General features: G+C 62.4%; 18 protein-coding genes. 10 read left to right on the top strand and 8 right to left on the bottom strand.

From position 1 onward, the window contains the following. Positions 1-282: 282 nt before the first annotated feature. From V7650_RS06280 to V7650_RS06260, 5 genes are all read left to right on the top strand, one after another. Positions 283-2685 (top strand): cyclic nucleotide-binding domain-containing protein, encoded by a 2403-nt coding sequence (locus V7650_RS06280; RefSeq protein ID WP_442955270.1) that lies wholly within the window; start codon positions 283-285, stop codon positions 2683-2685. Positions 2686-2842: 157 nt separating this feature from the next. Next, complete coding sequence (locus V7650_RS06275) at positions 2843-3724, top strand: hypothetical protein (RefSeq protein WP_335655399.1); 882 nt, start codon at positions 2843-2845, stop codon at positions 3722-3724. Between the two features lie 15 nt (positions 3725-3739). Then, positions 3740-5545: a cytochrome c3 family protein gene (locus V7650_RS06270; RefSeq protein WP_335655398.1), complete on the top strand. Its 1806-nt coding sequence runs from the start codon at positions 3740-3742 to the stop codon at positions 5543-5545. A 27-nt stretch (positions 5546-5572) separates the two neighbouring features. Beyond that, entirely contained in the window at positions 5573-6421 is an 849-nt protein-coding gene (locus V7650_RS06265) for a phosphodiesterase (protein ID WP_335655397.1), read from the top strand. A gap of 170 nt (positions 6422-6591) precedes the next feature. After that, positions 6592-8793, top strand: a complete 2202-nt coding sequence (locus V7650_RS06260; protein ID WP_335655396.1) for a M3 family metallopeptidase — start codon at positions 6592-6594, stop codon at positions 8791-8793. Between the two features lie 82 nt (positions 8794-8875). Here the strand turns inward: V7650_RS06260 and V7650_RS06255 are convergent, their stop codons facing one another. Next, the gene (locus V7650_RS06255) at positions 8876-10330 is read right to left on the bottom strand and encodes an MFS transporter (protein WP_335655395.1); all 1455 of its coding nucleotides are present in this window, start codon (positions 10328-10330) and stop codon (positions 8876-8878) included. Between the two features lie 125 nt (positions 10331-10455). Between V7650_RS06255 and V7650_RS06250 the strand changes: the two genes are divergently transcribed. Then, positions 10456-11046, top strand: coding sequence for an SOS response-associated peptidase family protein (locus V7650_RS06250; RefSeq protein ID WP_335655394.1), 591 nt, complete (start codon positions 10456-10458; stop codon positions 11044-11046). Positions 11047-11112: 66 nt separating this feature from the next. Here V7650_RS06250 and V7650_RS06245 read toward each other — a convergent pair whose 3' ends face one another. The 4 genes from V7650_RS06245 to V7650_RS06230 all read right to left on the bottom strand — a co-directional run bounded on the left by V7650_RS06245 (position 11113) and on the right by V7650_RS06230 (position 15843). Continuing rightward, complete coding sequence (locus V7650_RS06245) at positions 11113-11835, bottom strand: outer membrane protein (protein WP_335655393.1); 723 nt, start codon at positions 11833-11835, stop codon at positions 11113-11115. Between the two features lie 379 nt (positions 11836-12214). Next, positions 12215-13753: a M20/M25/M40 family metallo-hydrolase gene (locus tag V7650_RS06240; RefSeq protein ID WP_335655392.1), complete on the bottom strand. Its 1539-nt coding sequence runs from the start codon at positions 13751-13753 to the stop codon at positions 12215-12217. 75 nt (positions 13754-13828) lie between these two features. Then, entirely contained in the window at positions 13829-14089 is a 261-nt protein-coding gene (locus tag V7650_RS06235; protein WP_335655391.1) for a hypothetical protein, read from the bottom strand. Between the two features lie 230 nt (positions 14090-14319). Next, positions 14320-15843, bottom strand: coding sequence for an acyl-CoA carboxylase subunit beta (locus V7650_RS06230; protein WP_335655390.1), 1524 nt, complete (start codon positions 15841-15843; stop codon positions 14320-14322). A 522-nt stretch (positions 15844-16365) separates the two neighbouring features. Here V7650_RS06230 and V7650_RS06225 point away from each other — a divergent pair. After that, positions 16366-17604 carry a hypothetical protein gene (locus tag V7650_RS06225; protein ID WP_335655389.1) on the top strand — a complete coding sequence of 413 codons (1239 nt, stop codon included), beginning with the start codon at positions 16366-16368 and terminating at the stop codon, positions 17602-17604. A gap of 7 nt (positions 17605-17611) precedes the next feature. On the opposite strand, the gene V7650_RS06220 is transcribed toward V7650_RS06225, so the two are convergent. Further along, positions 17612-18406 carry a class I SAM-dependent methyltransferase gene (locus V7650_RS06220; protein WP_335655388.1) on the bottom strand — a complete coding sequence of 265 codons (795 nt, stop codon included), beginning with the start codon at positions 18404-18406 and terminating at the stop codon, positions 17612-17614. 87 nt (positions 18407-18493) lie between these two features. On the opposite strand from V7650_RS06220, the gene V7650_RS06215 reads away from it, so the two are divergent. From V7650_RS06215 to V7650_RS06205, 3 genes are all read left to right on the top strand, one after another. Next, positions 18494-18925, top strand: coding sequence for an Rrf2 family transcriptional regulator (locus tag V7650_RS06215; RefSeq protein ID WP_335655387.1), 432 nt, complete (start codon positions 18494-18496; stop codon positions 18923-18925). A 138-nt stretch (positions 18926-19063) separates the two neighbouring features. Beyond that, on the top strand, positions 19064-20317 hold the full coding sequence (locus V7650_RS06210) for a TrkH family potassium uptake protein (RefSeq protein ID WP_335655386.1): 1254 nt from the start codon (positions 19064-19066) through the stop codon (positions 20315-20317). After that, entirely contained in the window at positions 20307-20966 is a 660-nt protein-coding gene (locus tag V7650_RS06205) for a potassium channel family protein (RefSeq protein WP_335655385.1), read from the top strand. Before V7650_RS06210 ends, V7650_RS06205 begins: the two co-directional genes overlap by 11 nt. Positions 20967-21017: 51 nt before the next feature. On the opposite strand, the gene V7650_RS06200 is transcribed toward V7650_RS06205, so the two are convergent. Both V7650_RS06200 and V7650_RS06195 read right to left on the bottom strand, forming a co-directional pair. Next, positions 21018-22118, bottom strand: coding sequence for an isoaspartyl peptidase/L-asparaginase family protein (locus V7650_RS06200; protein WP_335655384.1), 1101 nt, complete (start codon positions 22116-22118; stop codon positions 21018-21020). A 59-nt stretch (positions 22119-22177) separates the two neighbouring features. Continuing rightward, positions 22178-22843 carry an SDR family oxidoreductase gene (locus tag V7650_RS06195; protein ID WP_335655383.1) on the bottom strand — a complete coding sequence of 222 codons (666 nt, stop codon included), beginning with the start codon at positions 22841-22843 and terminating at the stop codon, positions 22178-22180. Positions 22844-22865 lie beyond the last annotated feature (22 nt).

The following is a 22865-nucleotide window of genomic DNA, read 5'->3' as shown; positions in this document are numbered from 1 at the left end:
TCCCAAGCTGTTTGATGTCGTGATCGTTCCCGTTCAGGAATACGGAGCGCTTCGCTGCCTGACAAGCGCCGAGATGTCTGTGATATTTTGCACTGGCAATGAAGAGGCTTTTTGATAAGATACTGCCAAAGTTCAATCTTTTGGGTCGCGCTACAACCGGATAAATAGCTGAACCGGGTCGGTATAACGTATGAGGGTGCGTTTGCCGGGGAAGCACAGGGGGGAAGTCAGCGCGTGTCGGACAAGTTTCGTGTAGCCATTGTCGGGTCCGGGCCAGCGGGCATGAGCGCTGCCGGCCGCGCCGCGCAGCTGAAGCTGAAGCATGTGCTGCTGGAAAAGACCGACCATCTTTCCGACACCATCTACAAATATCAGAAGGGCAAGCATGTCATGGCCACGCCGAGTCAGCTGGTGCTGCGCTCGGACATGGATTTTGACGCCGGCAAGCGCGAGGCGATTCTCGGCACGTGGGACGAGCAGACCACGGCCCATGGCGTCAATGTCATGTATAACGCCGAGCCGGTGAAGATCGAGGGCGACGAGGGCAATTTCACGATCACGCTGAAAAACGGCACAACGGTGCAGGCGGAAACGATCGTCATGGCGATCGGCACGCAGGGCAACCCCAATCTGATGCGCTGCCCCGGCGGCGACAATAAGCTGGTGCAATACCAGCTCGATGATCCCGGCGAATATTATGACGAGCATATCACGGTGATCGGCTCGGGCGACGCGGGCATCGAGAATGCGCTCGGTCTGGCCGCGGATGCGGCGCAGAACAATGTCGTCACGATTCTCAATCGCTCGGCCGAATTTGCCCGCGCCAAGAAGGCCAATGTGAAGCTGCTGATGGAAGCGGGCGAGCAGGGCAAGATCATCATCCGCAACGAGACATCTCCGGCAGAGGTCAGGGATGGCGAGCTGGTGCTGGAAACCCGCGATGGCCAGGAAGTCATCAAGTGCGACCGGATCATTGCCCGTATGGGCAGCGCACCGCCGCGCAAGTTCGTCGAGGAATGCGGGATCGAATTTACCAGCGAGGACCGCGAGGCCTATCCGAAACTGTCCCCGGCATTCGAGAGCACCAAGAAGGGCATCTATGTCATCGGTGCGCTGGCCGGTTATCCGCTGATCAAGCACTGCATGAACCAGGGCTATGACGTGATCGAGTTCATCAATGGCAACACGAATCTGAAGCCTGCCGACGAACCGATACTGGAAGCCAAGTTTCTGGGCCTTCCCGGGCAACGCTCGGTCGATGAATGGCTTGAATTCTTCCGCACCAACGTCACCATTCTCAACGACCTGTCTCCGTTGCAGATGCGCGAATTCATGCTCGACAGCGAGCCGCGCAGCTATGGCGGGGGCGAGGTGATCTTCGAGAAGAACGATCCGGGCAGCTCGCTCTTTGCGATTGCCGAGGGTTCGGTCGCGGTGCAGATCAACCCCGATGATCCCACGATTACCGTGCCGATCGAGCAGGGGTCGATCTTCGGCGAGGTTGGCCTGATTTCCGGACGACGGCGCGGGGCCACGATCCGGGCGGCGGAAGATGTTGTCGTCGTCGAGATTTCGCGCACGGCGGCGCTCAAGCTGCAAGCCTCGGTGCCGGCGGCCAAACGCCGGATCACCCAGATTTCGACGGAGCGGCAGTTGCTGCAGATGTTCGGGTCGGGGCTGACCCGGGAGGATATCGCCGAGGTCGTCGAGACCAGCGAGATCGTCAACGTCCGGGCTGGAGAGGCGATCATCGAGGAGGGCGGCGAAGGCAACGACATCTACGTCATCCGGGTCGGATCGATGGTGGTCGAGAAGCAGATTGGCGGCAAGCCGGTGTTTCTCTCCTACCTGCCCGCGGGCTCCTATGTCGGCGAAATGACGCTGATCGCTGGCGGCTATCGCACGGCAACGGTCAAGGCGGCAATCAAGTCGGAGGTCATCAAGATCAGCGGGGACGCCTTCAAGAAGGTGCTCGATGCCCATCCCGACCTGATGCGCAAGGCGAAGATGGAAATGGCCGCTAGGCAGGATATCAACGCCTTTGTCGAGGCGAAGAAGGACAGTTTCTCGGGCGTGGTCGACATGTATTCCGGCATAGCCAATTTTCTGGTCGACAATGGCATCGGCGAGGCCACCGACGTGCTGCTGATCGACGAGAATCTGTGCGTCGGCTGCGACAATTGCGAGAAGGCCTGCGCCGACAGCCATGAAGGCCTGTCGCGGCTCGACCGCGAGGCCGGACGCACCTATGCGCATTTGCACGTGCCGACCAGCTGCCGCCACTGCGAGCATCCGCACTGCATGTCCGACTGCCCGCCCGACGCGATCCACCGCGGTCCCGATGGCGAGGTCTATATCGACGACAGCTGCATCGGCTGCGGCAATTGCCAGCGCTATTGCCCCTATGGCGTGATCCGCATGGACAAGGTGCCGCCAAAGAAGCCCGGCCTGCTGAGCTGGCTGTTCTTCGGCGCAGGTCCGGGGCCGGGCGAGCCGGACAAGCTGTGGGCGAAGAAGCACAGCGACCCGGCGGTGGAAAAGCCCAAGAAGGCGATCAAATGCGACATGTGCGCCGGGATCAAGGGCGGGCCGGCCTGCGTTCGCGCCTGTCCGACCGGCGCGGCGATTCGCGTGGCACCGGAGGAATTCCTCACCGTCGCCAAGCTTGAAGCGGAGGACGTATGAGCTGGTCTCTATTTCTCCACACCGTTCGTGCTGAGCCTGTCGAAGGACAGGCGTCACTCGCAAACGGTGCTTCGACAAGCTCAGCACGAACGGTGGGTAAATCAGCACGAACGGCGGGTAGAAACGCCGAATCTCTTCCGCCCGGGGGACCCGTCTGATGGCCAGCAAAGCCATAAGCGCCCAGCCCGGCCGCAAGAAGGTCGCGATGCACGACGGGTTCCTGAAGCACGCGGGCTACCGCTGGCTGAAGATTTCCTCGGCAATCATGCTGGTCTGCATCGTCAGCTATATTTTCATCGACGTGTCGCCGCGCCACAATGGCGGCAGCTGGTACGGCTACACGCTGGGCACGGTCGGCGCGCTGCTGATCCTTTGGCTGACGCTGCTCGGGCTCCGCAAGCGAGCGATGACCGCCGGTCAATGGTCGCTCAAGGCGTGGACGTCGGCGCATATCTATCTCGGCCTCAGCCTGATCGTGATCGGCACGCTGCACACGGGCTTCCAGCTGGGGTGGAACATCCATACCGCCGCCTATGTGTTCATGATGATCGTGATCATTTCCGGCATCGTCGGTATCTATTTCTATGCGACCATTCCCAAGGCGCTGTCCGACAATCGCGACGAGATGACCGAGACGGAGATGCTGGAAAATCTGCGCTCGCTCGACCGGCAGCTGCACGAGGCGGCACAGCCCCTGTCGGCGGAACATGCCGCGCTGGTGCTGCAGTCGCTGGAGCAGGATCCGTTCGGCGGCGGCTTTTTCCGGCGCATATCCGGTCGCTATCCCGATTGCGCGACGCGCCAGGCGCAGGCCGACCTGCGCCGCGAGCGCGCCTATCAGCCCAAGATGGGCGGCGACGACCCGCTCGACAAGGTCGATGCCCTGCTCGAGAAGAAGGAAGCCACGCTGGCGCGTGTCCGCCGTCATCTCAAGCTCAAGGCGATGCTGCAGGTCTGGCTGTTCGTCCACGTGCCGATGACCTTCGCCCTGATCGCATCGCTGACCGCGCATATCATCAGCGTGTTTTTCTACTGGTAGGATGGAGAGCCCGACATGACCTTCATCGTTCGCCAGATCGCGACCACCGCCGATGGCCGGGAAATCATCCGATCCAATCCCTTTGCCGCCGATGAAATCGGCATCGGCCGCAGCACCGCCAATGCCATCCATCTGCCCGATCTGGCGGTCAATCCGGACCACGCCACGATCCGCAAGCGCGACGACGGCAAGATCATCGTCGACAGCAGTTCGGGCCAGAATTTCACGCTCGACGGCAAGCAGCGCATTTCGGTCACCATCGATCCTTCCGCCGGTGCTGAACTGGGCTTTGGCGGCCACGTCATCACCGTCAGCGAGGAGGGCGAGGATATTGTTCTCACCGTCAAGCGGGTCGAGGCGCTATCCGATTCGGCGGAGGTGCGGAGCGAATCGACGATTTACACGCTCAAGGGCCTGCTGCCGAGCAAGCGGCTCAGCGCATGGGGTTTTGTCGCGCTGCTGCTGGCGGCTTTCCTGGTCTGGCCGATCTACACCTGGGCGACGTGGCGCGGGGTCGAGGAACGGCCCGACCAGTTCCACGCCGACAGCATGTGGTCGTCGGGCGCGCTGAGTAGCGCCCATCATGCGCTGGAGAAGGACTGCCAGGCCTGCCATGTCGATGCCTTTGTCACGGTCAAGGATGAAACCTGCCTGACCTGCCATACCGAGGATGCCCATGACCATGCCGCCAAGCCGCGGCTGCTGACCGCCCGCGGCGGGCCGGAAGGGCTGGAGAAGATCGGCGCTGCCTTTGCCTCGGCGTTCAACAAGCCGCCGGGCAGGTGTGTCGAATGTCACAGCGAGCATGAGGGAAGCGGTGCTATGCAACCCACGGCGCAGAAATTCTGCGCGGATTGTCACGACGGGATGGATGGACGCTTGACCGATACGAAACTGGAAAATGCGTCGGATTTCGGTCTGGTTCACCCGCAATTCCGTCCCGCTGTGCTGGTCACGCCTGGCGGTGACAAGCCGGAGCGCAGGCGGGTTTCACTGGATGCCAAGCCCACCGAGAACAACGGCCTCAAATTTCCCCATGATGTGCATCTGTCGCGGACCGGTGGCGTGGCCCAGATGGGACGGCGTCTGTCGGCCAAATTCGGATTTGGAGACGCGCTCGCCTGCAAGGATTGCCACACGCCCGATGCCAAGGGCGTGCGCTTCGAGCCGGTCGATATGAAGGAGGATTGCAGCATGTGCCACAGTCTTGCCTTTGACGAGATCGGCGGCACGGTGCGGACCCTGCGCCACGGTGAACCGGAAATGGTTCAGGCCGACCTGCGCGCCTATTACCGCTCGACCGGTCCGAGCCGGCCAATCAATCTTGGCGGGATGGCGCGCCGTCGTCCGGGGGCGGGCAACGAAGTCCGCGTCGCCAGCGACTATGCCCGCGCGGTGCAGTTCCGTCCCAGCCGCGCCAATCTCGCGATCCGCCAGGTTTTTTCGCGCGGCGGAGCCTGTTTCGACTGTCACGGCGTCACCCCGCCGACAGCCCGCGGCCGAGTCGACTTCGGGATCAAGCCGGTGACGCAGACCGACCGCTACATGCACAAGGGCTGGTTCAGCCACGAGGCGCATAATGACGAGAAATGTTCCACCTGTCACAATGCCACGACTTCGAAGGTGGCGGACGATCTGCTGCTGCCGGGGATCAAGACCTGCCGGGAATGCCATGGCGGGGAGTTCCAGAAGACATCCGACGTGCCTTCGACCTGTGCCATGTGCCACGACTATCACGCGGATGACGGCACGCCTTGGTTGATCCGGGAAGAGCAGAAGGAAAAGCAGCAAAAGCCGGACAAGCAGATTGCTCGCCGGTAGAGCAACCGGAGAAAGGGGAGGGCGTCCATGTTGATCGCGCAGATCACGGATATTCATCTGGGTTTCGACCCCGACAATCCGGCCGAATTCAACCGCAAGCGGCTTGACCAGGCGATCAAGTCGATCTGCGCGATGCACCCGCAGCCGGATTTGCTGCTGGCCACGGGTGATCTCGTCGACCGCGGCGATCAGGAAAGCTACCGCCGGCTGGAAAATGCCCTGTCCGCGGTCCCGTTTCCGGTCCACATGTGCCTCGGCAATCATGACCTGCGGGCGCCGTTCCGCAAGCAGTTTCCGGAGGTGCCAACGGCCGATGGTTTCATCCAGTATGAGGTCGACACGCCGGCGTTGCGTCTGCTCATTCTGGACACGCTGGAGGAGGGGCGGCATGGCGGCGCCTTCTGCGAAACCCGCGCCGCATGGCTGTCGGACCGGCTGGCGGAAGAAAGCGACAAGCCGACGTTGCTGATCCTGCACCACCCGCCGGTGGAAAGCGGCATCGAGTGGATGACCACCCATCCCGACGAGCCCTGGGTCCAGCTACTGGCGGACACGGTTGCGGGCCATGACCAGGTCAAGGGCATGATCACCGGCCATCTGCACCGCAATATCTCCACCTGGTGGGGCGATATCAGCCTGGCGATCTGCGCCTCGACCGCGCCGCAGGTGGCGCTGGATCTGAGCCCGATCAATCCTGACCATCCCGATGGCCGCAACATGATCGTCGCCGACCCGCCGGCGATCGCGCTGCACTATTGGAACGGGCGACAGCTGGTCAGCCATTTCGAGAATGCCGAGGACCATGTCATGCTCGCCCGCTATGACGAGAATCTGCAGCCGCTGGTGCGCGCTCTGCTGGCCGAGCGGCCACAATAGCGACATTTTCTGACGTCGTTCATCGACGGTAAAATGTCGTTCGTCTAATAAGTGATTTCCCGCGAAACCTTTTTTGCGTTTCCGCCCGGCTTTGGGTAGTTGTTGCCCAATTGCGCCACGAGCGCAAGTCTCGATCCGCAGCCGCGGCCCCGATATTTGGAGAGATTTTAATGCGATTCACCATTTCCACCCGCAAGTTTTTTCTGGGCGTATCCAGCGCCGCGCTGCTCGGCGCGACGGCAACCCCGGCGATCGCCGCTCAAGATGGGAAAAAGATGACCACTGCACAATTGAACAAGGCCAATGCCGCGAAAACGGCGGACAGCAGCGCGAGCGAAAACACGGTCCTGCAGGCCTGGACGGGCCCCTATGACGGCGTGCCGCCGTGGGATGAAGTCAAGGTCGCCGATTTTCCTGCCGCCTTCCAGGCGACGATGGACAAGATCCAGGCCGATGTGAACGCGATCCGCGACAATCCGGAACCGGCAACCTTCGAGAATTTCACCCGGCCGATGGAACTGGTCGGCAACGAGGCCAACAATCTGTTTGCCATCTGGGGTGTCCACAGCAGCAATCTTTCCAACGACCAGGTCCGCGAAATCCAGGGCGAATGGCTGCCCAAGGTGTCCGCCTTCTTCGACCAGCTGACCCTCGATCCGAAGCTGCTTGCCAAGACCAAGGCGGTCTATGACAGCCGGGAATCGGCCGGGCTGGATGCCAAGCAGATCCGACTGGTCGAACGCAACTATGAACAGCTGGTCCGTGACGGCGCGCTGCTCGGTGATGCGGACAAGGCGCAGCTGATCGAATATAATACCGAGCTGGCGAAGGCGTTCAACGACTTTTCCAACAAGGTTCTGGCCGACGAGGAGACTTTCATCTACCTGACCGACGAAGCCGATCTGGCCGGTCTGCCGGACAGTTTTGTCGCTTCGCTCAAGGAAGCCGCCGAGGAGCAGGGCAAGACCGGCTGGGCGCTGAAGAACACCCGCTCGGTGATGCAGCCCTTCCTCGAAAACAGCACCCGCCGCGACCTGCGCGAGAAAGTCTACACCGCCTATGTCAACCGTGGCGACAATGGCGGCGAGAATGACACCAATGCCACCATCGCCAAGATCCTGAAATTGCGGGCGGACCGGGCGAAGCTGCTCGGCTTCGAGACCCATGCTCACTATCGCATGGCCGACACGATGGCGAAGGAACCGGACGCGGCGATGGACCTGATGATGCAGGTCTGGCCCGCTGCCGTCGCCCGGGTGAAGGAAGAGGTTGCCGACATGCAGGCGATCGCTGATGCCGAGGGCGCCGATATCACGATCGAGCCCTGGGACTATCGCTTCTATGCCGAGAAAGTCCGCAAGGACAAATATGACCTCGATTCCGCCGAGATCAAACCCTATTTCCAGCTCGACAAGATGATGGAAGCCCTGTTCGACGCGGCCGGCAAGCTTTACGGCATGACGTTCACCGAGACCACGGGCGACATCCCGGTCTTCGATCCCGATGTCCGCACCTTCGAAGTCAGGCGCGGTGACGAAGTGATCGGCGTTCAGTATTTCGACAATTTTGCCCGCCAGGGCAAGCGCTCGGGTGCCTGGATGACCACCTACAAGGACAAGTACAAGCTGGGCGGTAACAACAATTATGTCGCGACCTCGAACAACAACAATTTCGTCAAGGGCGGCGACGGCGAACCGACGCTGATCAGCCTCGACGATGCAACGACCCTGTTCCACGAATTCGGTCACGCGCTGCACTATCTCAACTATGACATCACCTATCCCGGCCTCGGCGGCACCCCGCGCGACTTTGTCGAATATCCGAGCCAGGTGAACGAGAACTGGCTGATGACGCCCTATATCCTGTCCAACTACGCGCTCCACTACAAGACCGGCGAGCCGATCCCGAAGGAGCTGGTCGACAAGATTCAGGCGTCACAGACCTTCAACGAGGGCTTCTCGACGGTCGAATATCTGTCCAGCGCGATCGTCGACATGAAGCTGCACAATCGCGCCGAACCGGTCACCGATCCCGACAAGTTCGAACGCGAGACGCTGGCCGAAATCGGCATGCCGAAGGAGATCGTGATGCGGCACCGGCTGCCGCAGTTCAACCACCTGTTCTCGTCCGACGCTTATTCGGCCGGCTATTACAGCTATCTCTGGTCGGAAACGATGGACGCCGACACCTGGGCGGCATTCGAGGAAGCCGGCAGCCCGTGGGACAAGGACACCGCCGAACGGTTCCGCACGATCCTGCTGTCGACCGGTAACGAGACCGACCGGAAGGAAGCCTATCGCCAGTTCCGCGGCCGCGATCCGGAGGTCAAATATATCCTCAAGAAGCGCGGTTTCCCCGTGCCTGGTGAATGAGCCGCTGCCGGTAGCTTAACGGCGGCACAGAACAGGCGGTCGTCGTCAACATGTATCGAAAGGGGGCCTCGGGGCCCCCTTTTCATTCGTCCCGTCGTCGCCGGGCGATCAGTGCCTGAATTTGCAGCAGGCGCTGCTCGGTCATCGAAAAGCGAAAGGTAAAGAACAGCGCCATCAGCATCAACGGCACGATCCCGGCGGCGCCAATCCAGACCAGCGCGTCCAGCGCCGACTGGTCGACCGCCCCTGGCCGCATGCCCTCCTGCAGCCCGACCATGTCGAGCGCGAAGCCGCCATAGAGCGGCCCCACCGCGCCGCCCAGCTTGGAGGTGAACTGCAGCACGGCATAGAAGCCGCCCTCCTGCCGCAGGCCCGTGTCGGCTTCATGCTCGTCTGTCAGATCGGCGGTGAGCGAAGCGATGGCGACAATCCGCAGGATGAAAAAGCTCATGAAAACCGCGTTCTGGATGATCAGGATGGCGAAGATCACCGGGTCGCCATTGTCGGGAATCAGGGCAAACCAGCGCAGCAGATAGGGCCAGGACAGGTCGAGCATCATTACCGCCACCGCCCATTTGACGATGTCGTGCTTCGGCATCCGCCGGCCGACGGTCTTCAGGAAGATCATCGCGATCGGCACCGCGATCAGCACCGAAATGCCCAGCAACAGACCAGTCTCGGTCGCGGGCAATTCCCAGAAGTAGGTCCAGAAGATGATGTTGAGCGCCACGGTGATGCCATAGGAGGCGGTCGCGCCCAGATCATAGGCGAGCAGGTTGCGGAAATTTCGGTTGCGGAAGGTGGACAGGAAATCGCGCCACAGGCCAACGAATCCCGGCGTCGAAGGCTGGCGCGCAGGGTCGATCCGGCTATGGTGGACATATTTCCAGGTTCCGGCGATACAGCCCGCAGCGGTGATCCAGACGAGCAGCGCCGACAGCCACCCGTAGGTCACATAATTGCTGGCAATAAAGCGGCCATCACCGCCCGCCCCTTCGTCAAACAGGAAATAGAGGCAGGTGGACGGCAGCAGTAGCGTGGTCAGAAACATGAATGCGGTACGCTGCCCCATCAGCGCGCTGCGGTCGTGATAATCCTGGGTGAGTTCCGCGACCAGAGCATAATGCGGGATCGAGAAAAAGGTCAGCGCGGTGCGAATCCAGATCGAGCAGACCAACAGCCACCCCGCTACCCATAGCTGGTTGTCCAGAACAAGATCGGGCGGTGTGAACAGCGCGACAAAACCAAGGCCCAACGGCACGGTGCTGTAGATCATGAACGGATGCCGCCGCCCCCAGCGGCTCTTGAAGCGGTCGGACCAGCTGCCGACCATCGGATCCGATACTGCATCCCAGACCAAGCTGAGCGACAGCACAATACCCGTCGCCGTCCCGCTCAGCCCCAGCACCTGCGTGTAGAACAGCAGGACGAACATGATGTAGGCGGCTTCCATGACCGCATAGACGGCGCCGCCGAGGCCGTAGGACAGGCGATTGGGCAGGGTCAGGTGCAGCGGGGCGGGGTCGCGGTCTTCCAAGATGGCGAAGCGTCGCACAATCGGGCGCGGGACGCTACCGGAATTGCTGCGACCGCTATTTTAGGCGACAGTGGCCTTGCACCTACAGCCTTGCCTCAAGCCCCCGACCCTGCTCAACTGCAGCCATGTGCAACCATTATCAGAACCACCCCGAAGCCATTCCGACTTGGCAAGAGTATATTGGCGGCGGCACTGTTCCGCCCTTTTCCGAAATAAAGATCGATATCTGGCCGAAATATCAGGCACTCGTCGTCCGGGTTGAAGAGGGCACGAAGCGGCTGGACAGCATGCAATGGGGCGTGCCGCTAACGATGAAGGGGAAGCGGCCCGGCACCACGGTGACGAAACGCATCACCAATGTCCGCAACCTGTCCAGCCCGTTCTGGCGTTCGATGCTGGCGAAGCCGGAGCATCGCTGTCTCGTCCCGTTCAGTCGTTTTGCCGAGCCCAAGCCCGGGGCGGGGCGGGAGGAATGCTGGTTTGCGGTGAAGCAATCGCCGGTTTCCGCCTTTGCCGGAATCTGGCGGCCGTCCGACGAGGGCAATGTCTTTTCGTTCCTGACCTGCGAACCCAACCCCCTGGTCAAGCCGGTGCACCCCAAGGCGATGCCGGTGATCCTGCATCCGGACGACTATGACCGCTGGCTCGCGGGCGACGACGCCGAGGCACTGGCCGTGCCCTTTCCGTCGCAGCTGATGGCGATGGCGGACCGATAGCTATCAGAAAAAAGGGCGCGCCGTCCATCGAACGGCGCGCCCTTCCTGATCTAGTGAGACTCTCGCTTAAAAGCGGAAGCCAACGCCCGCGACGACCTGGTGGCGGTCGAGATCGACGCCGATTTCATTGTTATCGTTGAACAATGTATCGTTGTACTTGAGCGAGCTGTAGTTCGAATAGCGGTACTCGAGCTTGACGAATGCACCGGAGCCGTTTCCGTTGCCGCCGGTTCCGATCACCTGTTCGACGCCGGCACCCAGACGATAGCCGTCAACCTGCTGGCTGTCGTCGAAGTTAAGGTCGACGCCATCAGCAGCAGCGCGGTCCTGGAAGCGCGATTCCACAGCGGTATTGCTGTATCCGCCCTTTGCATAAAGCAGGGTGGTCGGGGTAACCTTGGCACCAACGCGGGCGCCGATATAAAGGTCGCGCTTCAGATTGACGCTATAGCCGAATGGCGCGTTGATATCTTCATCGCCTTCCTGCTCGCCGGTCGAGTCCATATATTCGCCCTCGAGACCGAAGACCACCGGGCCGGCATCAAAGTCATAGCCGAGCGCAACGCCATAAGCGAAACCGTCGACCGACTGGTCGAGCGTGTTGTTCTCGAAAATGCCGTCATTGTCGGTATCGACATCAACGTCGCTGCCCGAACGGAGCGTATCATAGCCGCCGAGGATTTCGACGCGCGGACCGGTGAAGGGGGAATCGGTCTGAGCGGCAGCGGGGGTGGCCAGCACGCCAGCAACCGAACAGAAAATAAGGGGGGTAATTACACGGGATTTCATTAATTTACTCCAACTAACATAATGGAACATGATCGTTCCGATTGTGCCCGCTATGACTGCGGGCTTCCCGCCGACGGACGCGCAATACACGGCGCGCCTGATCGACGAGTAGGAGGAACGGTCCAGCGGCCCGGTCGTTCCATCGGTCAGGGGTACAAAACACGATAATTCCGCGGGTGGTGCCGATATATCACAGGCCTGTCGGCGGACGGTGGCTGTCTTGCGGCGGACCGGCGGATCGCCTTGCAACCGCGCTCACTGTAGCTGCGCGGCTTGGGAACCCATTTGCCTCACCGGCCACATCCCGAGCCGTTCGAAGCGCGTCTCAGGACGGGAGGCCTGGCTCGACCGCCCTCGCGCTAGTGGATAGTGCGACCGGTCATTTGATCGCCGCCAGCTGGTAGAGGAAGTCGGCATAACCCATCGTCGCATCGACCAGCCCGGCGACCTTCGGGTTGGTCGACTCGATGACATAATATTCATCCGGCGCGTGCGCCCCGGCACCGTGGCCGAGGCCGAAATGACCCGCGGGAATCGAGACGGGCGGGGCGGTGAAGGTGGCGCCAGGCCAGGATCCGGCAAGCCGCGGGTTGAGAGTGGCCTTGACCCCGGCGCGCGCGTAGGTGGCCAGCTCGGTACGGATCAGGCGGCTGTTCTCGTCGACTTCGGTCGGGTCATAGCCGCCGCTGACATTGACCTCGACGTCCGGGAAGCCATGGGCGTCGAGATGGGCGCGCAGCTTGCGTTCGGCTTCGGCACGGGTCTGGTCGGGAACCAGGCGGAAGTCGAGCTTGGCGACGGCGCGGCCGGGGAGCACGGTCTTGCCGCCGGGTCCGGTATAGCCCGCGACGAGCCCCTCGATATTGACCGTCGGCTCCTGCGCCAGCCGTTGCAGCGCCTGCTCATATGGCAGGTCGTCGATCCAGTGCGTGACCCCGAGGATTTTCTTCTGGGTCGCTTCATCACCATTTTTCGCACTTTCCGCGATCAGTGCCTTCTCGCGCGCGGTCAGCGGCCGGACATTTTCGAACCAGCCATCGATCGCCGGGGTGTTGCCGTCCGCCGTGACCAGCGTCTGCAGCGCCTGGACCAGTCGCCAGGTCGGGCTGTCGACCATCGCCTTGAGACTGGAATGGATGTCGCCCCTGGGGCCGCGGCCCCATTTCTCGCCGCTGGCGACCAGTTCCAGCTCGATAATGCCCTTCGATCCGAGATTGACGCTGACGTTGCCGCTCTTGTCCTGCCAGCTTGCCGGGATGAAGATGCCCTCGCATGTCTTGAGCGCGGCGAGCACATTGGGCTTGGTCGCGACCTGCTTGAAATGGGGCGAGCCGATCTCTTCCTCGCCCTCGCAGATCAGCACGATATTGACCGGCAGCTTGCGTCCTGCCGCGCGGATGGCGTGCAGCGCTGCCAGGAAGGTTGCTTCTGGGCCTTTCTGGTTGACCGCGCCGCGGCCCATGATCGCCTTGCCGAAACCGGGCCGGTCGACGATCGCCGCTTCGAGCGGCGGGGAGGACCATTCGGACGCGTCATATTGCTTGACGTCATACATGAAATAGATGCCGAGCGTCCGCTTGGCGCCGGCATCGAGCGTGGCGAAGACGCCGGGATGGCCATCGGTCGGGACGATCTCGACATGCTGGAATCCGGCGTCCCTTGCCAAGTCGGCCATATATTGCGCGCCTTCCGCCATATTGCGGTCTTCGGCGGCGATCGAAGGAAGGGCGATCCAGTCCTGAATACGCTTGACCGATTGCTCGCGGCCCGCTTCCGCTGCCTTGCGGATGGCGGCCAAATCCGTGGTGGCTGCAAGCGCCATCCCCGGCGAAAGGAACATTGCCCCGGCGCCCGCCATTGCCGCTCCCCGTAGCGCCTGACGGCGGTCGATGGTCGTGAATTCCTTGTCGTCGGTCATTGGCTGTCCCCTTGTTCGGAGAGGCAAGAATGACCGCAAAATCTCCTCATCGCAAGAGCGAAGCGACGCCCGCGGTCAGGCCACCATAGCGGTCTTGCTGAAATGCTCGGTGAAGCGCGGCTGCATCGGCTGGCTGGCGACCATCGCCAGCGGCAGGGCGGTCTCGCAATGGGCGCATTCGGCGCTGAACCGGCCGACGTGCCAGTGCGACTTGCCGCAGCCCGGGCAATGGTTGACGACATCAAGATGATAGAGCGGCTGGTAGCCGCGCTGCAGTCCGTGGTCGGCCAGGGCTTGAGCAGGCTGATTGATGAATGATCGGGGTGACAAGTACATCGTTTCTTCCTTCCATATTGCCAGACTGTGGACCCTTGCAATGGCATCTCGTTGCTGAATCAGCGATGAACCGTTGCTTTTGGTCGATGAAATGATATGCCTCTTCCGCTCCCAGCAATAGGATATTTACGCCAAATTGCCGTGACCGGCATCACACGGTCCGATAACTGCCTGCGAAACCGAGAGAAAAACATTTTTGGTTCGGCCGCTGGGTGGCTTGGATTCCGGGCTCAGGGCGCTCCCAGCTTCCGCCAGGCCAGTCCGGCAAATTCGCAGAGCAGCGGCCGCGTGTCGCGCGGGTCGATGATGTCCTCGACGCTGAACTGTTCCGCGGTGCGGAAGGGCGAGGTGACCTTGTCGAGCTTGGCGCGGATTTCGGCCAGCCTTGCGACCGGGTCGGCGGCGCTTTCGATATCGCTCTTGTAGGCGACCTCGAGCCCGCCGGCGATCGGCAGCGAACCCCAGTCGCCCGAGGGCCAGGCGAAGCGATACTGGAAATTCTCGGCATTGCTCATCGCGCTGCCGGCGATGCCATAGGCGCGGCGAACGATGACGCTGGCCCAGGGCATGGTCGCCCGGTAGACGGCGTTCATTGCCTGCACGCCATAGCGGATGGTGCCGGTGCGCTCGGCCTCGGCGCCGATCATGAAGCCGGGATTGTCGACCAGATGGACGACCGGCAGATGAAATTGTTCGGCCAGCTTGGCGAAGCGCTCGACCTTTTCCGACGACTTGGCTTCCCACGACCCGCCGAGGAACGACGGGTCATTGGCGATTACCGCGACCGGCCAGCCGTCGAGCCGGGCAAAGGCGGTGATCGCGGCGCGGCCCCAGCGCCTGCCCATTTCGAACACCGAGCCCTCGTCAAACACGGACGTCATGATCTTGCGCATCGAATAGACCTGCTTGTCGGCGCGCGGCACGGCGGAGAGCAGGCTTTCGTCGCGGCGGTCGACCGGATCCCAATTTTCGGTGCGCGCGGACTTCTGGTCCACGTTGCTCGGCAGATAGGAGAGGAATTTGCGGGCGGTGACAAAGGCTTCCGCCTCGCTGGCGACCTCCTCGTCGACGACGCCATTGGTCGCGTGGATGTCGGAACCGCCAAGCTGTTCCTTGGTCAGCGTGTCGCCGATCGCCGCGGCGACCGCCGGGCCGGCAGCGAATATCTGCGACAGGCCCTTGACCATGATCGAATAATGGCTGGCAACGGTGCGCGCCGCGCCCATCCCCGCCGTCGGTCCCAGCGCCAGCGCCACCACCGGCACCGTGTCCAGGTTCCTGATGATGTCTTCCCAGCCGGGCACGGCGGGGACATAGGTGAAGCCCATATCCTCGAGGCTCTTGACCGAGCCGCCGCCGCCGGTGCCGTCGATCATCCGGATCATCGGAATGCCCAGCGTGTGCGCCATTTTCTCGCACTGGGTAAATTTCCGGTGCAGCGCCGCATCGGCGGCGCCGCCGCGCACGGTGAAATCATCCGCGCTGGCGACCACCGGGCGGCCCTCGATATTGGCGCGGCCGAAGATCAGGTTGCTCGGCGCGAAATCCTCGAAGCTGCCATCCTCGGCATAGGTGCCGCGGCCGGCGATCTTGCCGATCTCGCGGAAGCTGCCCTCGTCGACGATGCCGGCGATCCGGGCGCGCGCATCGAGCTTGCCGCGGCCATGCTGGCGCGAGACCTTTTCCTCGCCGCCCATTTTTTCGGCCAGCCGCTGGCGCTCGGCCAGTTCGTCGAGTTCGGGTTGCCAGCTCATGTTTTTCTCCCGCCCGCTTTACACAATGGCGCCTGTTTAATTTCCGTGACTTTTGGCTGGAGGCAGCAGAAAACTGCCGATCGCACCCGCCCTGAGGGGTGCCGAGTGTGACCTTTCCGAATCGGCGTGGCGCGACAGGCGGAAAGAGGCATCATCCCGCCAATATAGCGCCGCGCGGCGATGTAGGACAGGGCAGATTGGCGGTGGGCTGGATTCCGGATCATTCGACGGGTTTAACCGACTGGTTAAGGGAGGGGAAGCGGCAAATTGGGGAGGGTGGTGTCCCGGTGTGGTTCCCCGGCGCAGGCCGGGGTCCATCGCGGAGGCGTTGCTCCAGGAAAGGGGGTTCCTGACCGCAATGCCGCGAGGCAGGCTCTTCGCAAGGCCCATTGTTCGGTGACGGAAGTTCTGGAGATGGGCCCCGGCCTGCGCCGGGGAACGGGGTGCGCTGTTGAAAGCCATTGCCAGAAGTTGCCTGGTATATTACTGCATTAGGGCAGCAATACAGAGAGGGAGCGGGCGATGTTCAAATGGGTGCCTTTTGTTGGAGCCTTGTGCCTTCATGCCGTTTCTGCGCATGCCCAGAGTCCCGATCCCAAGGATGCGCCAAGCGAGTCGATCGAAATCCTGGATGTCGGATTTAGCGATGCGGGTCTGTCGGGTGCCGGCGGCGAACGGCTGAAGGCGGAACTGGCAGAGGCGCAGTTTGTTGCGCTAGGCGAGGATCATGGATTTGCCGGTGCGCCGCAACTGGCCCTGGCGCTGGCCAGCGAAGCGCGGGCCTACGGGCCGCTCTATCATGCCGTGGAAGTTGGGCCGGTGACGATGGATTGGATCCGCGCACGGCTGGCGTCGGGCGGGCTCGAGGCCATGCGGGCCGGCATCGCGGGCAAGGCCCTGGCTATTCCTTTTCTCAGCAACCGCGAAGATGCAGCACTGGCGGACAATTTTGACCATGGCGAAAGGGTCTGGGGTATCGACCAGGAATTTGTCGGGGCACCGACGATCCTGATGGATGAACTGGCCAGGCTTGCACCGGATTCTGCGACACAGGCGAGGCTGCACGCGATCCGCGATGCCGATATCGCCAGTCTCGCGAAAGGCGATTTTGGCGCTGTCTGGCTGAACCGGGCCAGCGCGATGGAATTTGCGGATCTGCGGAAGGTCTTTGCCGGCTCGGAACCGGCCGGGGCGATGATCGATGCGCTGGCGGCCAGCGCCCGGATTTACCAGTTGAACGAGCAGGGTGCCTATCTGCAGAATAACGAGGCGCGCGCGGCGCTGATGCGCGGCTATTTTCTCGATCGGTATCGGGCAGCGCCGGAAGCCGCCCCACGGGTTCTGTTCAAGATGGGTGCCTATCATATGGGGCGGGGTACAACGCCGACCTCCATTTATGACCTCGGGTCGCTACTGCCCGGTCTGGCTGCGGCCAACGGCCTCAAGTCGGTGCATATCGCCTATCTGCCGATGGACGGCACGGTGCGGGTGATCAGGCCCGCCGAGGGCAGGGCGACCGCGGTCCAGGCCTATGAAGACGAGGGCATTGCCGCGATCCTGGCGGCGGCAGATTTTGCGCCCGAACGAATCGGTCTGTCCGGCCATGTGCTGATCCCGATCGCACCGCTGCGTCATGCGCTGGCCGGGAAAAAGCTCAACGCGCTGCCGGGCTTCGCCCGGTTCGTGCTGCTGGGCTATGATTATCTGGTGACCACGCGCGAGGCCGAGGCGGCCACGGCTTTCGAGGCGCTGGCCGACTAGTTCCACGCTATCGCATCGCAACGCCGATCAGCGCGGTCGAGGGAATGGGCAATTCCGTCCGGTCACTCGCCATCTGCCGCACCTCGGCGACAACCAGCGCCTTGTCCGCGTCGCTCAGGCTGGTCCAGTCGGGGGACATGCCGAACAATGTGTCCGGTTCGTCGAGAGCGGCCACGTCCAGCAGGAAGTCATGGGTGACGCTATCGATTTCGGGGTCGCGATAGCCGGCCGCGACCAGTTCGCGAGCAAAATCAGCGGGGTCGCTCAAGGCCTGCACCGCTTCCGGCATAGTCATGCCCGAGCGATCGGGGAACAGCCTGCCCCGGATCTGGCCGAGCAGCAGGAAGGTGGCGGCCCCCTGGTCCTGCCAGGTCGCGACCACGCCGTGGCCGCCGGGCCGGGTCACCCGGGCCATTTCCCTCAGGCCCTTGCGCCAGTCGGGGAACATGATCACGCCGAAGATCGAGAAGACCGCATCGAAGCTGGCATCGGGCAGGTCGAGCGCCTGGCCGTCCATGGTCCGGGTCTCGACATTGGCCAGTCCGGCCTCTTCGATGCACGCCACCATGCCGGGAGAAAAGTCGGTCGCCAGTACCTGCGCGCCGGTCCGGGCGGCTGCCAGGGCAAGGGCGCCGGTGCCGGCGGCGATGTCGAGCACCCGGCTGCGGTCGGTGAGGGGGACCTTCGCGAGCGCCGCCTCGGCATAATGCGAGGTGAAGCGATGTGCGGTCTGCTGATAGTTTCGCGCCGTCTTGTCCCAATGGTCGGGATTTTCGAACGGGGGCCTTTCCACTTCCGTCATTTACCATTCTCCACGAATCATGTAACATTAGAAGTATCATGACTATAGGGGCTTGCCAAGCGGGATAATGAGGGGAAGAGTTACAGGATGCGAAACGACAGCCGTCTTTCCCGAATGCTCCATGTGCTTCTGCACATGGCGCGGCACGACGGGCCGATGACATCGGAGGCAATTGCCGCGATGTTGCGGACCAATGCAGTCGTCGTGCGCCGAACGATGGCCGGGCTGCGCGACGCCGGCTATGTCCGTTCGGAAAAGGGTCATGGCGGCGGCTGGGTGATCGCCTGCGATCTCGAGCATCTGTCGCTGCTCGACGTCCACCGGGCCGTGGGCGGACCAAGGCTGTTCGTGATCGGCAACGAGCATGCAAATCCCGATTGCGCGGTCGAGCAACTGGTCAACGAAGCGGTCGAGGATGCGCTGGACGAGGCCGAGGCCCTGCTGGAAAAGCGGCTCGCCGCCGTCAGCCTGGCCGAACTGAGCCGGGGCTTCGATGTCCGCTGTGCGGGGTTGAGCTGAACCGGAACCTTTGCGGCGCAGTCTGGCGCTTTACCTCGATAGCTTTCCGTGCAAACTGCGCCGATGATGGGCCTGCGCGATCCGATTCGATTGATTCCATTGCTTTTTCTATGCGCTATCGCGCTGGGTACGCTGTTGTTGAGTCTTCCCTGGGCGACCACTGAAGGCGTCCGCGCGCCGCTTTTGACCGCCCTGTTCACTTCGACGTCGGCCGTAGCGGTGACCGGACTGATCGTGGTCGATACGCCCACCTACTGGTCCACCTTAGGGCAAGTGACGATATTGCTGCTGTTCCAGATCGGTGGCTTCGGCATCATGACCGCCGCCACGCTGTTCGGCCTGATGGCCGGACGCGGCTTTGGCCTGCGCGAGCGGATGGCCACCCAGGTCGAGCGCAGCCGGCTGGAAACCGGCGATACCGCCTCGGTCCTCAAGCTGATCTTCGTGATTACCCTGGCCGTGGAAGCAGTGGTCGCCGCTATCCTGTCGGGCCGCATGATGACGACCTATGCCATGCCCGTCGACCAAGCGCTGTGGCACGGCATATTTCATTCGGTCAGCGCGTTCAACAATGCCGGATTTTCGACCCATTCCGACAGCGTCATCGGCTACCAGACCGACCCGTTCATCCTTGGCCCGATCATGTTTGCCGTGATCCTGACCGCGCTGGGCTTTCCGGTGATGCAAGATATAAAGGCCAACCACTTCCACTGGCGGCGCTGGTCTCTGCATACGAAAATCACCGTATCAGGCACGGTGGCGTTGCTGGCCTTCGGCTTTGTCGCCATCCTGCTGATGGAATGGAACAATCCGGCAACCCTGGGGGTGATGACGCTGGACGGAAAGCTGCTCAACGCCGCGTTCCATTCGGTGATGCCGCGCACCGCGGGTTTCAACAGCCTGGATGTCGGTGCGTTCGAGGACGAGACCATCATGGTCAATTATTTCCTGATGTTCATTGGCGGGGGCAGCGCCGGGACAGCCGGGGGTATCAAGATCACGACCTTCGTCGTGCTGTTCGCCATCATGCTGTCGGAAGTTCTCCGCCGCCGGGACGCGAGCCTGTTCCAGCGCCGCTTTGGCAGCGCGGTCGAACGGCAAGCGCTGTCGGTCACCATGCTCGCAGCCACGATGATTTTCGTGGCAACGACCTATATCGCCTCGATCAGCGCCCTGCCGCTCGACGATATCCTGTTCGAATGTATATCCGCCTTTTCCACCGTCGGCCTGTCGACCGGCATCACCGCCGACCTGCCGCCAAGCGCCCAACTGGTCATCATAGCGCTGATGTTTGTCGGGCGGGTGGGAACCATTACCGTTGCTACGGCTCTTGCTCTTGGCAGGCGTGATCGCGCCTATCGTTATCCCGAGGAGAATCCCATTGTCGGCTGACAAACGCAAACCGGTTTTGATCATTGGGCTCGGTCGTTTCGGCGGCGCGGTGGCAAGGACGCTGGAGCGCATGGGCCACGAAGTGCTCGGTGCGGATACGGATCCGCGTCAGGTGCAGGCCTTCGCGCCCGAGATCACCAAGGTTGTGGAAGCGGATTGCACCAATAGCGCAACGCTCCAGCAACTGGGCGTGCTGGACTTTGAGGCCGCGGTCGTGGCCATCGGCAGCGACATTGAAGCGAGCGTGCTGACGGTGCTTGCCTTGTCCGATCTGGGCCTGACCAATATCTGGGCGAAGGCCAGCAACGAGAAGCACGCCCGCATTCTGGAACGGACCGGAGCGCATCATGTCGTTTTCCCCGAGCAAAGGATGGGCGAGCGGGTTGCGCATCTGCTCAACGAACGGCTGCTCGATTTCATTTCCTTCGGGGACGAATTTGCCATTGCCAAGCTGGCGGCGCCGGCGGCGATCGTCGGTCTTCCGCTGATGATGAGCGAGTGCCGGAAGAAATATAATGTTACGGTGGTGGGCGTCAAAAGAGATGGCGAGGATTTTATCCACGCCATTCCCGACACGCTGATCTTTCCCGAGGACGAGCTTGTCGTATCGGGGCGGATCACCGATATCGAGCGTTTTTCCAACATTTGATGATGAAGGCTCGGGCCGGAGCATGGTTTCCGGCGTCCGGGCGGCTCGGGTTCATTGCTCGTCGCCGTAGATCGCCACGCTCGCCTCGCCGCCGCTGGTCGCCCGGCCGCGGTACATGCCGGGTGTGTTGAAACTGTAGCCGGCCTGGCCCCAGGGGGTGGCGTAGATGATGCCGCCGTCGCCGCCGAGGGTGCCGAGTTCAGCGATCACGTCGTCGGCGATCTGCTGGATTTCCTCGTCCGGCAGCATGAACTCGCTGGCGTGGATGACATAGGTGTAATTGCCGTCGGAATCTTTCGGCACGGCCAGCTGGGCTTCGGCGATGGCGGCGGGAAAGCGAATCCGGATGCGGGTGCAGATTTCGTGGGCGACGCCGAGGCGGATGAAATATTCGCCCGAACCGGTTGCGGAAATGGCGCAGCTGCGATCGTCGGCGTAGGTGCCGGCGCCGATGACCGGGCTGTCGCCGATCCTTCCCCAGCGCTTGCCGGTCATGCCGCCGGTCGAGGTACCCGCCGCCATATGGCCCTGGCTGTCCATCGCCACCGCCCCGACCGTGCCGAACTTATAGTCGATGTCGGCGGCGCTGACCTCTTTCGAAAGCAGCCTGTCGATCTGTTCGAGCCGGTAGGGGGTGGCGTAATATTCCGGCGGGACCTGTTCGAGGCCCTGCTCGCGGCTGAACTGGTTGGCGCCTTCGCCGGAGAGCATGACATGCGGGCTATGGTCCTTGACCGCACGGGCCAGCAGGATCGGATTCTTGGTGCCGTTGATGCTCGCCGCGGCGCCGGCCGAAAGGTCGCTGCCGTCCATGATGCTGGTGTCGAGCTCGTTGGTCCGGTCCCAGGTGAAGACCGCGCCCTTGCCGGCGTTGAAATTGGGGTCATTTTCCATCGAGACGATGGTGGCGGTGATCGCGTCCATTGCGCTGCCGCCATCGTCGAGGATCTTCGAGCCGATCGCCAGCGCCTGGTTCAGAGCCGCCCGGATCTCGGCATCCTTTTCGGGCGTGATCCTGTCGCGTTCCAGGGTGCCGGCGCCGCCGTGGATGGCGATCGACCAGCGGCCTTTTTCGGGTTCGGCTTCAGTCTGCGCCATCACGGTACCGGCCCAGCAGAGCATGGCGATCACGGCAAAAGTGGATCTGATCATCGGCGGGCTCCTCCTGGCACCGGTCTAGATGCCAAAGGAGGGGGCTGCAAGGCCGATGTCTACCAGGGGATTTCGCGGCCGCTCTGGTCATAGAATTTGCCGTTGCGGTCGGGGCTGAGGCCGTCGATCACCGCGCGCATGCCCTTGACGCTTTCCTGCGGGGTCAGGTCGGCATTCTCGCCGCCCATGTCGGTCTGCACCCAGCCCGGGTGGAGCATGGCGAGGGTCAGGCCGTCGTCCTGCCACTGCTGGGTGAGCGAGTGCCAGGCCTGGTTCACCGCCGCCTTGCTGGTACGATAGTATATCATGCTGCCGCTGTCGTTCTCGGCGATGCTGCCGACTTGGCTGGACAGCACCACCATCTTGCCGTCCGCGGCTTTGGTGACATGGTCCTTGAGCGCGGTTGCCAGCCGCACCGGTCCGATGACGTTGACGTTGAACAGGTCGAGCCACTGGCCGCGGTCGAAGTCCGACGGGCCGTAGACGCCGGCGTTGTTGACGAACAGGTCGATTGGTCCGTCGCCCAGCTCCTGGACGAATCTGTCGATGCTGGCATCGTCGGAAGCATCCAGCGGCAATACCGTGACGCCGTCGATGGCGGCCAGTTCGCTGGCCTCGTCCGGTTCCCGGGCGGTGCCGATCACGTCCCAGCCTTCGGCTGCATATTGTTTCGCCATTTCGAGGCCGAGGCCCCTGTTTGCACCGGTGATCACGATATTTGCCATGTCCATTTCCTTCGGATTTGCG

This window comes from Parasphingorhabdus sp., assembly GCF_036964565.1.
In the GTDB taxonomy this organism is placed as follows: domain Bacteria; phylum Pseudomonadota; class Alphaproteobacteria; order Sphingomonadales; family Sphingomonadaceae; genus Parasphingorhabdus.
Note: the sequence above shows the minus strand (reverse complement) of the source record. Positions and strands in the feature narration are given on the sequence as shown.

Coding starts and splice junctions, on each gene's coding strand:
- V7650_RS06280 (WP_442955270.1), top strand. CDS start 283: ATGAGCGCTGCCGGCCGCGCCGCGCAGCTGAAGCTGAAGCATGTGCTG.
- V7650_RS06275 (WP_335655399.1), top strand. CDS start 2,843: ATGGCCAGCAAAGCCATAAGCGCCCAGCCCGGCCGCAAGAAGGTCGCG.
- V7650_RS06270 (WP_335655398.1), top strand. CDS start 3,740: ATGACCTTCATCGTTCGCCAGATCGCGACCACCGCCGATGGCCGGGAA.
- V7650_RS06265 (WP_335655397.1), top strand. CDS start 5,573: ATGTTGATCGCGCAGATCACGGATATTCATCTGGGTTTCGACCCCGAC.
- V7650_RS06260 (WP_335655396.1), top strand. CDS start 6,592: ATGCGATTCACCATTTCCACCCGCAAGTTTTTTCTGGGCGTATCCAGC.
- V7650_RS06250 (WP_335655394.1), top strand. CDS start 10,456: ATGTGCAACCATTATCAGAACCACCCCGAAGCCATTCCGACTTGGCAA.
- V7650_RS06245 (WP_335655393.1), bottom strand. CDS start 11,835: ATGAAATCCCGTGTAATTACCCCCCTTATTTTCTGTTCGGTTGCTGGC.
- V7650_RS06240 (WP_335655392.1), bottom strand. CDS start 13,753: ATGACCGACGACAAGGAATTCACGACCATCGACCGCCGTCAGGCGCTA.
- V7650_RS06235 (WP_335655391.1), bottom strand. CDS start 14,089: ATGTACTTGTCACCCCGATCATTCATCAATCAGCCTGCTCAAGCCCTG.
- V7650_RS06230 (WP_335655390.1), bottom strand. CDS start 15,843: ATGAGCTGGCAACCCGAACTCGACGAACTGGCCGAGCGCCAGCGGCTG.
- V7650_RS06225 (WP_335655389.1), top strand. CDS start 16,366: ATGTTCAAATGGGTGCCTTTTGTTGGAGCCTTGTGCCTTCATGCCGTT.
- V7650_RS06220 (WP_335655388.1), bottom strand. CDS start 18,406: ATGACGGAAGTGGAAAGGCCCCCGTTCGAAAATCCCGACCATTGGGAC.
- V7650_RS06215 (WP_335655387.1), top strand. CDS start 18,494: ATGCGAAACGACAGCCGTCTTTCCCGAATGCTCCATGTGCTTCTGCAC.
- V7650_RS06200 (WP_335655384.1), bottom strand. CDS start 22,118: ATGATCAGATCCACTTTTGCCGTGATCGCCATGCTCTGCTGGGCCGGT.
- V7650_RS06195 (WP_335655383.1), bottom strand. CDS start 22,843: ATGGCAAATATCGTGATCACCGGTGCAAACAGGGGCCTCGGCCTCGAA.